Raw genomic sequence first — 11,624 nt, forward strand, 5'->3', positions numbered from 1 at the left:
ATCCGGGCGGGCGCCCGGGCGGTGCAACTCTATTCGGCCCTGGTCTATGCCGGGCCGGGCCTCGTCAAGCGGATCAAGCGCGACCTGGCCGCCCGCCTGCGCGCCGACGGCTTCGCCGCCGTCGAGGACGCGATCGGGGCGGCATGACGCGCGAGCGGGCCATAGCGCTGCTGCGCCGCTTCGGACCGCTGGCGGTCATCGCTCTCCTGTGCGTCGCCGCCTTCGCCAGCGGCCTGACCGACCGCCTCTCGCTGGAGGCCCTGCGCGAGAGCGGGACCACGCTGCAGGCCTTCGCCCACGACCGCCCGCTGCTCTGCGCGGCGATCTATCTGGCCGTCTATGTCGGCTGGGTGGCGGTGTCGCTGCCCGGGGCGCTGATCCTGTCCCTGACCGGCGGCTTCCTGTTCGGGCCGATCGGCGGCGGCTTCGCGGCGGTGACCGGGGCGAGCGGCGGCTCGACCATCACCTTCCTGGTGTTCCGCACCGCGTTCGGCGACGCCCTGCGGCGCAAGCCCAGCGCCTTCCTGAGCCGCGTCGAGGCCGGCTTCAAGGGCGACGCCTTCAACTACCTTCTGACCCTGCGCCTGATCCCGGCCTTCCCGCTGCTGATCGTCAATGTCGCCGCGGGGGTGATGAACATCCGGGCGCGGACCTTCGTGCTGGCCTCGGTGCTGGGCATGATCCCGAGCTCCTTCGTCTATGCCGGCATTGGCGCCGGGCTGGGCCATATCTTCGCCCAGGGCGGTCCGGTGACGCTGGAAACCCTTTTGTCGCCACGCATCTATCTTCCCATCGTCGGCATGGGCGTTCTGGCCTTTCTGCCGCCGTTGTGGCGCCATTGGCGCAAGCGGCGCGAGGCCGCGCCGTCGCCAAGGCCCTTGGACGAGAAGTAGCCGCATCGGATGGTCGAGACCGGTTCGCCGTCGGAGACTGAGACCGCCCCGCCCCGGAAGCGCTTTCCGTGGCCCGGCGGCCTCTCGGCGCGACTGCTGCTGTTCACCGCGATCATCGTCACGATCGGCGGCCTGCTCTTCCTGCCGCCGACCCTGGCGGCTTACGAGGAACAATGGCTGCTGGATCGGGTGCGGGCGGGGGAGCTGGCCTCGACCATCGCCGAGTCCGATCCGAACCTGCGGGTCAGCGACGCGGTCGCCAACCAGATGTTCGACCAGGCCGGCGCGGTGACCGTGGCGGTCCAGGCCGAGGGCGCGCGGCGCCTCGTCCTGCCGCCCAAGCAGCCGTTCCGGACCCCTTACCTGGTCGATCTGCGCCGCCAGAACCCCGGCTCTTGGCTGGCCGCGCCGTTCTTCACCCTGACCAGCCCCAAGGGCAGCATGGTCCGGGTGATGGCCGAGCCGCGCTTCCGCAAGGCCGAGTTCGTCGAGGTGGTGCTGCCCGACGCGCCGCTGAAGGCGCAGCTGGTCAGCTACTTCTGGCGCCTGACCGGGGTCACCGTGTTCCTGGCCGCCCTGGCGGGGCTTTTCGTCTACGCCTTCCTGAACATCTTCCTGGTCCGGCCGATGCAGCGGATCACCCGGGCCATGGAGGCCTTCCGCGTCGATCCCGAGGACGCCCAGGCCCGCATCGCCGTCTCCAAGCGCCGGGACGAGATCGGCCGCGCCGAGGCCGAGCTCGACCGGATGCAGGCCGACCTGCGCGCGGCCCTCGCCTCGAAGGCCCGCCTGGCGGCCCTGGGCGAGGCGGTCGCCAAGATCAATCACGACCTGCGCAACATGCTGACCAGCGCCCAGATGGCCTCGGACCGCCTGGCCGCCCTGGGCGATCCCAAGGTGGCCCAGGCCCTGCCCCGCCTGGAGCGGGCGCTGGATCGCGCCATCACCCTGGCCTCGGACGTCATGGCCTATGGCAAGTCCAAGGAGCCGGAGCCCGTGACGCGGACCATGCCGCTGCGCCCGGCCCTCGACATGGCCGCCGAGGACGCCGGCCTGACGCCCGGCGGCGTGGCGCTGGAGACCGTGATCGGCGCGCGCGAGCAGGTGGTGGCCGATCCCGACCAGCTGCATCGCATCCTGACCAACCTGCTGCGCAACGCCCGCGAGGCGATCGAGGGCGCGCCCGACCGGGGCGGCAAGGGCAAGGTGTTCGTCGAGCTGCGGCGCGAGGGCGGCATGAGCATCCTGCGCCTGTCCGACGACGGGCCCGGCGTGCCCGAGCGAGCGCGCGCCAATCTCTTCCAGCCCTTCGTCGGCTCCGTGCGGCGCGGCGGCACGGGCCTGGGCCTGGCCATCGCCCGCGAGCTGGCCCACGGTCACGGCGGGGATTTGGCGCTGGTGGAAACCGGACCGGGCGGCTCGGTGTTCGATCTGACCCTGGCCGGGGTTCCCGATCTACTCCCCGAGCCCGAGGACCGGGCGGAGGACAGCGCCGCCTCTTGAAGGAGTCGCCAGATGAGCACCACCTGGACCATCGCGGTGAAGATCGGCGCCTCGCCCGGCGGCGCGCCGATCCATGAGATCACGGTCGAGGCGCCGGACGCTCCCACCGCCCTGCGCCGCGTGGCCGCGATGGTCGCCGTCCAGGAGGCCGCCGACGCCGAGCTCCTGATCGACGGCCAGGAGGAGGTCTTCTCCCGCGCCGAGGTCGAGGCGGGCCTTGAGGAGCATCAGGCCAAGACCTGACGCTCCAGATTCAGATACTTAGAGCGCGTTCGAGCGGTTTAACCGCTCACACTTAAACCTAACGCGCTCTAGTCAGAGCCCCTTGGCGATCCCCTCGCGGCGCGGATCGGCGCCGCCCTCCAGGATCCCGCCGGGCCGGACGATCACGCCCTGCAGGCCCGAGCCCTCGATCTGGCCGACCTTGACGTTGACGCCGCGGGCGTTCAACGCCTTCAGCATCCGCGGTCCGAACAGGTCGGCGTCGCCCGAGAACGTATCCCCGCGCGCCACCAGGTTCGGCAGCGACACCGCCTGCTGGACGTTCAGGTTCCAGTAGAACAGCCCGACCATGGCCTTCAGATTGTAGGACAGGATGGCGTTGCCGCCCGGCGAGCCGACGGCGGCCAGGAACTTGCCCTTCTTGTCCAGCACGATCAGCGGCGACATCGACGAGCGCGGGCGCTTGCCGCCGGCCACCGCGTTGGCGGCGGGCGCGCCGTCCTTCTCGGTCGGCGTGAACGAGAAGTCGGTCAGCTGGTTGTTCAGGAAGAAGCCGTGCACCATCCGGCCGTTGCCGAAGATGCTTTCGACCGTGGTGGTCATCGAGACCGCGTTGCCCTGCGGGTCGACCACCACCAGGTGGGTCGTGCCGCCCGGCTCGTGGGTCATGTCGACCCCGACCTTGGGCGCGCCCTTGGGGTGACCGAACGGCGGGGCCTCGCCCGCCGTCTGGGTGATCAGCTTGGCCCGCTCGGCGACGTATTTCGGGTCCAGCAGCCCGTCGACCGGCACGGTCACGAACGACGGATCGCCGATATAGCGGTCGCGGTCGGCGTACATGACCCGCTCGGCCTGGGCCAGCTGCGTCCAGGCCACCGGATCGGTCGGGCCGCGCTTGCCGATGTCGGTGTGCTCCAGCATCCGCAGCGCCTGGATCAACGCCACGCCCGACGACTGCGGGTTGGGCACGCACAGGGTGTAGACCTTCCACGGACGGCACAGGGCCGGCGCCGAGCGCGGCTTGTAGCTCTTCAGGTCCTCCAGCGTGATGCTGCTGGGCAGGTCGCCCTCGCGCAGGCGGTTGACGATGGCCTGGGCGATCGGCCCCTCCAGCAGGGCCGCCGGCCCCTCGGCCGCGATCTTGCGCACGGTCTCGGCATAGGCGGGGTTCTTCAGGACGTCGCCGGCCTGGTACCGGGTCCCGTCCGGCTTGGTGAAATACTTGACCGCGTCCGGCTGGCTGGCCTGGGGCGCGCGGCTGGCGATCATGCCCGCCAGGCGCGGGCTGACGACGAAGCCGTCGTCGGCCAGCTTCTCGGCGTCCTTGAACAGCGTGTTCCAGGGGAGCTTGCCGTGCTCCTTCTGGGCCATGGACAACATGGCGACCGCGCCCGGCACGCCGGTGGAGCGGCCCGAGAGCAGGGCGGTGACGAACGGCAGCGGCTTGCCGTCCTGGCCCATGAACAGCTGGGGCGTCGCCCCGGCCGGGGCCTTCTCGCGGCCGTCATAGGCCGTCACCTTGCCCGTCTTGGCGTCGTAGAACACCAGGAAGGAACCGCCGCCCAGGCCCGAGCTCTGCGGCTCGACCAGGCCCAGCACCGCCTGGATCGCCACCGCGGCGTCCACGGCCGAGCCGCCGTCGCGCAGCACCCGCAGGCCCGCCTCGACCGCCAGCGGATTGGCGGCCGCCACCATGCCCTTGGCGGGGGTCGAGGTGGAGGCCGGACGGGGCGTCGGCATGCCCAGCGGGATCGACTCGGCGCGGGCGGCGGAGACGGGAGCCAGCGCCAGCTGCGCGCTGGCGGCCACGCCCAGCAGGGAATGGGCGAGCAGGGAGACGGTACGACGCATACGGATCCTCTTGGCGAAGGCGAGGGACGGCCTGCCCGCCGACCCGAGACCGTCCATGGACACCAATCGCGCGCCGCTGTCACGCGCCTATCGCGTCGAACCGCCGCCCGCCGCCGGCTTGCCCCGTCGTCGAGCGAAGCGGCGACGGTCGCCGACCGGAACCGGCAAACTTTTCGAAATTATCCGCCAAACCGCACTTGCGTCCCCGGATCGAACCGGCTATCTCCCCCGCCTCGCCGCAAGGCAGTGCGCGCCCGTAGCTCAGCTGGATAGAGCATCAGACTACGAATCTGAGGGTCGGACGTTCGAATCGTTCCGGGCGCGCCATTTTCTCCATTAAAATCAATAATTTGAGAATTAGCCGCGCGAGCGGTCCGTTACAAATCCGCGTTTGTAATGGGGTTTGTAATGGGGTGACTGCGGCTTCGGCGTGGAAAGCGCCCCCCGATCCGCCAGTCTGCGCAATTTTTCGCTGACCTACCCACCGCCGACGGCGACATCGACGAATCGCCAACCCGCGATCGCCTGAGCTACATCTCAGGAAGGGGAGGGTGGTCATGAGCCCGAACGACGAGGAAGACACGCCAGCACCGCGGCGTTGGAGCGAGCCGATCGGCTGGGTAGGCTGCCTTTTGGCGGCGGTGATGCCTACCGCCGTTCTGAGCACCGTCGTTCAGGCGTTCGAGCGCTCGATGTGCCCGGCTTTCACGCCTTTGCTCTTCATTGGCCTTTTCACGATGCTGGTCCTGATCGTCCGCCCATGGACGATGCGCTAGCGGCAAGCACGAGGTGGACGGTCGGCTATGCGTGAGGCTCTGGTTGAATCACTTGGTCGCGTGTGGAGCTGGCGGCGTCGTCCAGACGACCTCTTCAAGCAGTCTGCCTTCAAGAACCTAGTCTCCGTCTGCGAGGCGCTTTTCCCGCCCTCCAAGAGCTCGCTGACGCTTCCTTTGGCGCTCAGCAACGCCCTTGAGCGTCTCGGGGCACCTTACTCGCTCCCGTCCACGAAATCCCCGCCACTCTCGGTGGACCAAGCGGCGGATCGGCTTGAGAGGGGGTTTCTGGCGAAGGAGGCTCAACGGGTTCACCTCTGTCCGCTCGACCTCGCCGACGACCTGCCGACCTGGTCGTTTGGCGAAGCGGAAGTTCGCGTTTTGACGGCCGACGAGCTCTTGGCCCTGATCGACCCGCTCGCGGTGGACCGTCTTCGACCATCCTGGTCGTTCAACGCCGATCGTTTCTCCCAGATAAACTGGCTCGTGGTTCGCGAGACCGTCGCGCTCGACGCCAACGTCGGTAAGCGGGCGTTGCCATGGCTGTTCGAGACGCTCAATCGAGATTTCTTCAAGATCGAGCCGCACCAGGAACGCTATCCCGCCCCGGTGGAACGGGCCCTCTTCGCTATTCTGCTCGCGCCATGGGAAGACTGGACGGAACACCGTGAACTCAACTGGCGCGCCTTCACCGCGCCGTGGGTTCACACGGTGAGTGAAGACATCTTCGTGAGCCGACATAGGCTGCCATCCGCCGAGACACTCAGCTTCGAGCCGGACGTGTTCGAGGTCGATGGCGAAACAATCGAATTGGAAAGGCGTGTTCGCTATCAGCTAGGTGACGCGGCCTCGAGGGTGAGCGCCCTTGTTGACGATGAGCTGATCCGCCGTGTCGAACAGGCCGCGACGTCACCACTATTCGAGACGCCCATCGCTCACTTTCTGGTCCGAGCCTTCGCCGCTGATGGCATCGACGAGTTCATGGGGCACCTCACCATGATCGAAGCCGCGCTGGGCCAGCATGAGCACAACGCGACCGAATGCGTGAAGCACCGGCTAGCCGGCCTGCTGGGCGATGCGGCGGTCGCGGCAGATTACAGTGAGCTCTTTGATCTTCGGAGCCAGTTCGTGCACGGGCGGAGCATGACGGCGATCAGCGGCGAAGATCGGTGCCGGGCGCGCAGCTTGGCCCGCCGGACCGCCGCGGCGCTGGTCGAACGCGCCTGCGACGCCGCGCCATCGGACCGGGAGGGCGAGCTCGAGAAACTGCGCACCGCCGGCAGCGCTGTGCGGAAGCCCCAGAAAGGGAAGGCGAGCACCCAGGCGTCTGCAGACGGTGACGGTGAGCTCGATCCGGCGCTGCTGCGCATAGTCGAGGCGCTGGCGCGCAGCGACGCGCAACGTGATTTTCAAGAGAGCCAGGACGCCGCCGAGGAGAGCGCCGCCCTTCGCTTAGCGCTCAATCTCGAAGAGGACTACCCCGCGTGGAAGGCCAGGGCCGAAGCCTTGATGCAGGCCTTCTATGAGCAAGTCGACTTCTGGAACGAGTTTCCGCTGAAGGCGCGCGTCCGCTTCGTCAGGCGCGCGGTGGAGGAGATTGGCCCGGACCAGTCCAACGAAGCGATCATCGGCTATGCGGCCCAGCTGGCGTCGCGGGAGCTGGCCGCCCGGACGGGGTCCAAAACGCGAGGCGGTCGCCGCCCTAAGAGGTGAGCCGCCGTCGGGCGCGCTCGGTCCCGCCCCGCGCCCCATAGGGGCGCCGCTCGCGCTCGGGGCTCCTGCGGGCGCGCCCCTCCGGGCCGGCTTGGCCGGCCGCCGGCGGCTCGGCGCCGCTTCCCGAGCGCGCGTCGCGCGCTCTCCTGTACAGGCTCCATCATCATGAGCGCCCGACATGCGGGCGCGGGCGCTTGGGGCTCCGCCCCCGGCGCGCTTCGGACCGGCTTCCGCCCAGCTTCGGGCTCTTCGCGCCCTGCAGCCGGGTCCCCGCGAAGCCGGCCACTCCGCTTGCACCCCCAGCTCTCGCCGAGGGGCGTCGGGTTGCAGACGCGCTTTGCGTCCGCAACCCCAGCCTCAAGGAAAATAGTCCTATGACTCAGGAGCAGCTTAGCCAGCGGGTGGCCCTTTTGAACGACGCCCATCGCCGCCAGTCGGGCGTGGGATGGGTGATGACGCCAGGTGTTCAGGCCCTGGGTGCCGTGAATCTGGCGCGAGCGGTTGAGGCCGTGCGCTGTTTCGAGGTCTTCAACGAGGACAACGACCCCTACGGAGAGCGCGACTTCGGCGCCTTCGAGATCGATGGGCAGCGCCTGTTCTGGAAGATCGACTACTACGATCTAAGCCTGACGGGCGCGTCACCCGATCCGGCCAACCCGACGGTGACGCGGCGGGTACTGACCCTGATGCTGGCCGAGGAATACTAAGCTAGCGGCCGGGGCGCTGACGGCGTCCCGGCAAGCGGGCCCCAAGTCTGGGCGATGGCGAGACGCCGCTGGCCGACGGCGAAGGTGAGCCATGCGCCGGCGCGGCGCCCTTTGGGGGCGCCGCGATCGTGGTAGCGGGATAGTCGCAACCGGGGCCACGGCTCGGGTCGTCGAGCATGGGCGCGCGCAGGCCCAATACGCTTCAATGACCGCGACGCTCAGGCTTGCGCGGGAGGAGCGCAAGGCTGGCGCGCAATCCCTCGTCGTCCGCCACGGCGTCCTTTGGCGCCATGCCGCCCAGCTCGCGCCGGGTCGTGTTCAGAAAAAGCGCCTTCTTAACGTCGTCATAGAAGAGCCCCGCCCGACGGCTGATCTCGGCGAGATTCAACGAAAAACGCCTGGCCTTCTCGGCCTCGTCCGCCAGCTGCGCGACCTTCACCCAGAGCGCGTTTTGGGCCTTCGTCAGGCCGGCCGGGCTTTGCGCGGCCAGCTCGCGGAATGACGGCCCCCCTTCCGGTCCCGACGACAGCCAGGTCTGGGTGACGGCGCCGAGTCGGTGTTCGGCCAGGACGACTAGCGCCGCGACGCGGTCGTCGGCTTCCTTGGCGGCGCGCTCGGCTTGACGGCGCGCTTCGTCAGCGTCCGCCTGGGCCTTCCGCAACACGGCCTCCGCGCGGATCGCGGCCAGTGGCAGGCCCAGCAGGTCATCGACCGGAGGTCCCGCGACCATTCGCTCCAGATCGCGCACCGCCTCGTCCAGCCGACGCCAGCCCTCATCGCCCATGCTGATCAGGCGAGAGGGGGAGACGCCTTCAAGACACGGCTGCTCGAACCAGATGTCGAGGTTGATGCGAACCTTCTCGGGCGACTGGTTGAGCAAGCCCTCGACCCGATGTCGCAATGCCTTGGTCCGCTCGATCGCTTCCCGCTTTCGCTCGAAATACGCGCGGATCGCCTCCTGCCGGGGGCCGGACACATGCCATTTCGGGAAGTCGAGGCACCAGACATCACCCTTCCGCTCCAGGGCACGGAAGTAGGCCGTGAGCGCGTCCTGCGGCGCCATGAAGCCGGGCTCTATCGCTTTGACCGCATTCACGGTGTCTCGATCGATGAACCCGCCCATGGCCGGGGGCAGGTAGCGCCGTAAAAGCGACAGCGCCTTCAGCGGCGTCAGCGGTTGCAGCCGCTGTCCAGCCGCCAAAGGCTCAACCACCAGCTTGTCCCAGAGAATGGCCTGCCAGACCCTCTCCGGGACGGCGAACGCCGAACGGGGTGTTGTCAGGCCTATGACGTCCGACAGTCCCAAGGCCTCGGTCCTGGCGACGGTGGCCTTGTCGCCGGCGGAAGGCGCGATCGCCCGAGCGTCGCGAAAGGCCTGGATGAGCGCTGCCGTTTTGCGCTGCGCTTCGGCTTCCTGGCGCGCGCGCTCGGCTTCCGCTCTTTTCGTCCGCTCTTCGAAATCGGCCTCGATCGCTCTGTTATGCAGCCAATGCCGTCTTGGGCCTTCCAGCAGCGCCTCGCGGATCGCCGCCGCATCATACGAGGTTCGAAAGCGCGACAGGTCGATCTCGATCGCGTCCGGACCGGCGGCCTTGATCTTGGCGATCTTGGCGGGGCCGCACTTGTGCGTGACGTAAACCTCGATCCAGAACTCGAAGAGTTCGCCATCGGCGCCAGTCGCCTTGGCCACGAGGTCGGGGATGAGATCGCCGCGCCGGACCTCCACCTCGATGTCGACGAATTCGAACCAGCGAGCCGCCTGCAGTTCGAGCTCAACGCCGGGATAGACGGACTTCGCAGCTGGCAGGAACACCTTCCTGGCCTTGAGCAATTCGGCCTTGGCCCAGAGGTGGGCGTTTGTTTCAGGACCGCCGCAGCCCTCTCCGCCGGCGTTGTGGCGGAAGAACCGCAGTCCGGTCTTGCTCTTGGACCTGTGTACCGACGTCCGGCAGAGCGGGCAGATCAGCGGAGGTCGCGGCTCCTCAAGCTGGTCGACCCGGACGAGGCTCCGGTCGGGCCTTTCGGCGTAGACGAGCTTAACCCCCTTCTCGCCATACTCAGAGTGGTCGACATGACCGAGCGGGGTGATCCGCAGCGGCGCGGCGTTGGCGGCCGTGGAAGTCTGTGCGTGCAAAGCCGTCTTTCCGGTTTCGTGCATTCCCAGCTTGACCGTCGCTCACGACAGTTCGGGACGTAGCGTCATCTGGCGCAGGATGGCGCGTTCAAGCGCGACTGCAACTGGCTAACGCTGTCGCGGGCCTGGCTTGGCGCCAGGGGCGTCTCGTGGAGAGGTGGACGCGATGCGTGGCGCGACGCCTGGACACGGCCTTTTCGGGGCGACGCGCCATTGACTCTCCGGACCGTCGGCGAGAGAACAAAAATAGAACACGGAGATCGCCATGCCCACCCCACGCGCTCGGGAGCGCGCGACGACGCACGCCCCTAAACCAGAACGCATCCTCAATCGGATGACGGTGAAACTGCATCGCGTGCGCCAATACGGCGGCGACGACCATGGCAGGACGCTGATGTTCACCTTCCCAGGGCGAACGCGGCGTGCGCACCGCAGCGTCTGCAGTTTCATAAGCCCCGAGCGCGTGCCGCCCTTCGATGGCGACGACGCCTGGTTCGAGGTCGAGGAGGTCAGCGGCAAGCCCTGGTCGTTCTGGCGGGCCGTGCGTCAGGTCGAGCCGCCCGATGCCTGAGCTTAGCGACCAGCAGCGCCGCAGGCTGATGGCGCTGGAGCCTCATTACGCACAGGCGCGCCTTGTCGATCTCTTCGAGCGCAAGTGTGAGCTGACGTTTCGTTGCCTGGCCTGCGGGACCAGCAAGACCTGGCGACGGGACACCATGCTGGGTCGCGCGCGCGCCCTGCTCGGTTCCACCCTCGCCGAAATCCAGCGTCGAACGCCCTGTCCGCGCTGCGGCGCGCGGATGGCGCAACTGGCCGTCAGCGGCGTCTGGGAGCCGCAGGACCTCGCCGAGCGATTTCGCTGGGAGGCGATCGAGGCCTTGCGGGGCGCGGGCGTTGATCCACGGGCGCTCGGTTATGGCTGGCGCCCGACGGAGCCGAGGCGCTGACGCATGGCCGACATGGACCCGCGCACCGGTAAGCTCGAGCGGCTGACGATCCGCTGCGCCTGCGGCTACAGCGTCACCTGGACGAAACAGGCCATCCTCGCCAAGGCCGGCGCTTGGCGGCGTCCTGCCGAACTCGCGCGCGCCCTGCGCTGCACGGTCTGCGGCGCCAAGGGGCGGGCTGGAATTTCCGGTGACAACCGCTAGCGACTAGCGTCGCGAAGCGCCTGGGCGCGTCGGCGCAGCTCGCTGGCGACCTCCCGCGCCAGGGCCGGGCCGCCCTCGAAGGCCGCCGCGCCAGCCTCGGCTTCATCGGCCAGACGCGCATAGTCGTCGGCGTTCACCGGGGCATATTCTTCAAGGATCTCGGCCACCGCGAAGGCGGCGTCATCGGAGAGGGACGACGGCAAGTCGTCGTTGCTGGGCCCGGGCATGGCCGCGAGACTAGCGGCCCGCGCGGCGCGCGACTAGGTTTGCGACCATGACCGACAGCCAGCCCGACGCCGCCTTCTTCATCCTCGACCATGACCCGTCGCTCTGGTCGCTGCCCTGGGTGGCGCGAGCCGATGTGGCGCCGGCCGAGGGCGGTCCGGAGGGCGAAAAGCTCGTGCGCCTCTGGTTCCGGCGCGAGGCCAATCCCGATGTCGTCTCGTCGGCCGCGCCATCCGTACCCGACCGGCCACACGACCTTGAAGCCTATAACCAGGGCCACGCGCCGCCGACCGTCTTCTGGCACATCCATCCGCGCCTTGAGGCCTATGAGGTGGAGTACGATGACGACGACGGTTCGCACTGGTGGGCGAGGCTATGGCTCAAGGCCTGACGGGCGATGTGTTGGTGTGGACGGCCTCTCATCCCAACGGTTTGATGGCGCTTAGCGTCAA

13 protein-coding genes, 1 tRNA gene and 1 pseudogene are annotated in these 11,624 nt (G+C 68.5%); 12 read left to right on the forward strand and 3 right to left on the reverse strand.

Annotation, left to right across the window (positions count from 1 at the left end; genetic code table 11):
- The 4 genes and pseudogenes from Q0V34_RS19920 to Q0V34_RS19935 all read left to right on the forward strand — a co-directional run.
- Positions 1–147: pseudogene (locus Q0V34_RS19920) on the forward strand (dihydroorotate dehydrogenase (quinone)); the annotation flags it as partial.
- Positions 144–893: a TVP38/TMEM64 family protein gene (locus tag Q0V34_RS19925; protein WP_297515873.1), complete on the forward strand. Its 750-nt coding sequence runs from the start codon at positions 144–146 to the stop codon at positions 891–893. The pseudogene Q0V34_RS19920 and the gene Q0V34_RS19925, both read left to right, overlap by 4 nt.
- 9 nt (positions 894–902) lie before the next feature.
- A complete protein-coding gene (locus tag Q0V34_RS19930) occupies positions 903–2,396 on the forward strand; it encodes a sensor histidine kinase (RefSeq protein ID WP_297515877.1) in 1,494 nt (497 codons plus the stop codon).
- A 12-nt stretch (positions 2,397–2,408) separates the two neighbouring features.
- Positions 2,409–2,639, forward strand: a complete 231-nt coding sequence (locus Q0V34_RS19935; RefSeq protein WP_297515880.1) for a hypothetical protein — start codon at positions 2,409–2,411, stop codon at positions 2,637–2,639.
- Between the two features lie 72 nt (positions 2,640–2,711).
- On the opposite strand, the gene ggt is transcribed toward Q0V34_RS19935, so the two are convergent.
- Complete coding sequence (gene ggt / locus Q0V34_RS19940) at positions 2,712–4,469, reverse strand: gamma-glutamyltransferase (protein WP_297515883.1); 1,758 nt, start codon at positions 4,467–4,469, stop codon at positions 2,712–2,714.
- Between the two features lie 250 nt (positions 4,470–4,719).
- Here ggt and Q0V34_RS19945 point away from each other — a divergent pair.
- The 4 genes from Q0V34_RS19945 to Q0V34_RS19960 all read left to right on the forward strand — a co-directional run bounded on the left by Q0V34_RS19945 (position 4,720) and on the right by Q0V34_RS19960 (position 7,662).
- A tRNA-Arg gene (locus Q0V34_RS19945) sits at positions 4,720–4,796 on the forward strand.
- 230 nt (positions 4,797–5,026) lie between these two features.
- Entirely contained in the window at positions 5,027–5,245 is a 219-nt protein-coding gene (locus Q0V34_RS19950) for a hypothetical protein (protein ID WP_297515886.1), read from the forward strand.
- 27 nt (positions 5,246–5,272) lie between these two features.
- Positions 5,273–6,955, forward strand: a complete 1,683-nt coding sequence (locus Q0V34_RS19955) for a hypothetical protein (protein ID WP_297515890.1) — start codon at positions 5,273–5,275, stop codon at positions 6,953–6,955.
- Between the two features lie 374 nt (positions 6,956–7,329).
- Positions 7,330–7,662 (forward strand): DUF3768 domain-containing protein, encoded by a 333-nt coding sequence (locus Q0V34_RS19960; RefSeq protein WP_297515892.1) that lies wholly within the window; start codon positions 7,330–7,332, stop codon positions 7,660–7,662.
- 202 nt (positions 7,663–7,864) lie between these two features.
- Here the strand turns inward: Q0V34_RS19960 and Q0V34_RS19965 are convergent, their stop codons facing one another.
- On the reverse strand, positions 7,865–9,820 hold the full coding sequence (locus tag Q0V34_RS19965) for a hypothetical protein (protein ID WP_297515895.1): 1,956 nt from the start codon (positions 9,818–9,820) through the stop codon (positions 7,865–7,867).
- 241 nt (positions 9,821–10,061) lie between these two features.
- Here Q0V34_RS19965 and Q0V34_RS19970 point away from each other — a divergent pair, with 241 nt between their 5' ends.
- The 3 genes from Q0V34_RS19970 to Q0V34_RS19980 are packed head-to-tail and all read left to right on the forward strand — an operon-like array spanning position 10,062 to position 10,947.
- Complete coding sequence (locus Q0V34_RS19970; protein WP_297515898.1) at positions 10,062–10,367, forward strand: hypothetical protein; 306 nt, start codon at positions 10,062–10,064, stop codon at positions 10,365–10,367.
- Positions 10,360–10,743: a hypothetical protein gene (locus Q0V34_RS19975; RefSeq protein ID WP_297515902.1), complete on the forward strand. Its 384-nt coding sequence runs from the start codon at positions 10,360–10,362 to the stop codon at positions 10,741–10,743. Before Q0V34_RS19970 ends, Q0V34_RS19975 begins: the two co-directional genes overlap by 8 nt.
- A 3-nt stretch (positions 10,744–10,746) precedes the next feature.
- Entirely contained in the window at positions 10,747–10,947 is a 201-nt protein-coding gene (locus Q0V34_RS19980; RefSeq protein WP_297515905.1) for a hypothetical protein, read from the forward strand.
- On the opposite strand, the gene Q0V34_RS19985 is transcribed toward Q0V34_RS19980, so the two are convergent.
- Entirely contained in the window at positions 10,944–11,174 is a 231-nt protein-coding gene (locus Q0V34_RS19985) for a hypothetical protein (protein WP_297515909.1), read from the reverse strand. The genes Q0V34_RS19980 and Q0V34_RS19985 overlap by 4 nt on opposite strands.
- A gap of 47 nt (positions 11,175–11,221) precedes the next feature.
- On the opposite strand from Q0V34_RS19985, the gene Q0V34_RS19990 reads away from it, so the two are divergent.
- Positions 11,222–11,563, forward strand: a complete 342-nt coding sequence (locus Q0V34_RS19990; protein ID WP_297515912.1) for a hypothetical protein — start codon at positions 11,222–11,224, stop codon at positions 11,561–11,563.
- The last annotated feature ends 61 nt before the right edge of the window (positions 11,564–11,624 follow it).

Origin of the sequence: uncultured Caulobacter sp., from assembly GCF_947036865.1 — a bacterium.
In the GTDB taxonomy this organism is placed as follows: domain Bacteria; phylum Pseudomonadota; class Alphaproteobacteria; order Caulobacterales; family Caulobacteraceae; genus Caulobacter.

Coding starts and splice junctions, on each gene's coding strand:
- Q0V34_RS19925 (WP_297515873.1), top strand. CDS start 144: ATGACGCGCGAGCGGGCCATAGCGCTGCTGCGCCGCTTCGGACCGCTG.
- Q0V34_RS19930 (WP_297515877.1), top strand. CDS start 903: ATGGTCGAGACCGGTTCGCCGTCGGAGACTGAGACCGCCCCGCCCCGG.
- Q0V34_RS19935 (WP_297515880.1), top strand. CDS start 2,409: ATGAGCACCACCTGGACCATCGCGGTGAAGATCGGCGCCTCGCCCGGC.
- ggt (WP_297515883.1), bottom strand. CDS start 4,469: ATGCGTCGTACCGTCTCCCTGCTCGCCCATTCCCTGCTGGGCGTGGCC.
- Q0V34_RS19950 (WP_297515886.1), top strand. CDS start 5,027: ATGAGCCCGAACGACGAGGAAGACACGCCAGCACCGCGGCGTTGGAGC.
- Q0V34_RS19955 (WP_297515890.1), top strand. CDS start 5,273: ATGCGTGAGGCTCTGGTTGAATCACTTGGTCGCGTGTGGAGCTGGCGG.
- Q0V34_RS19960 (WP_297515892.1), top strand. CDS start 7,330: ATGACTCAGGAGCAGCTTAGCCAGCGGGTGGCCCTTTTGAACGACGCC.
- Q0V34_RS19965 (WP_297515895.1), bottom strand. CDS start 9,820: ATGCACGAAACCGGAAAGACGGCTTTGCACGCACAGACTTCCACGGCC.
- Q0V34_RS19970 (WP_297515898.1), top strand. CDS start 10,062: ATGCCCACCCCACGCGCTCGGGAGCGCGCGACGACGCACGCCCCTAAA.
- Q0V34_RS19975 (WP_297515902.1), top strand. CDS start 10,360: ATGCCTGAGCTTAGCGACCAGCAGCGCCGCAGGCTGATGGCGCTGGAG.
- Q0V34_RS19980 (WP_297515905.1), top strand. CDS start 10,747: ATGGCCGACATGGACCCGCGCACCGGTAAGCTCGAGCGGCTGACGATC.
- Q0V34_RS19985 (WP_297515909.1), bottom strand. CDS start 11,174: ATGCCCGGGCCCAGCAACGACGACTTGCCGTCGTCCCTCTCCGATGAC.
- Q0V34_RS19990 (WP_297515912.1), top strand. CDS start 11,222: ATGACCGACAGCCAGCCCGACGCCGCCTTCTTCATCCTCGACCATGAC.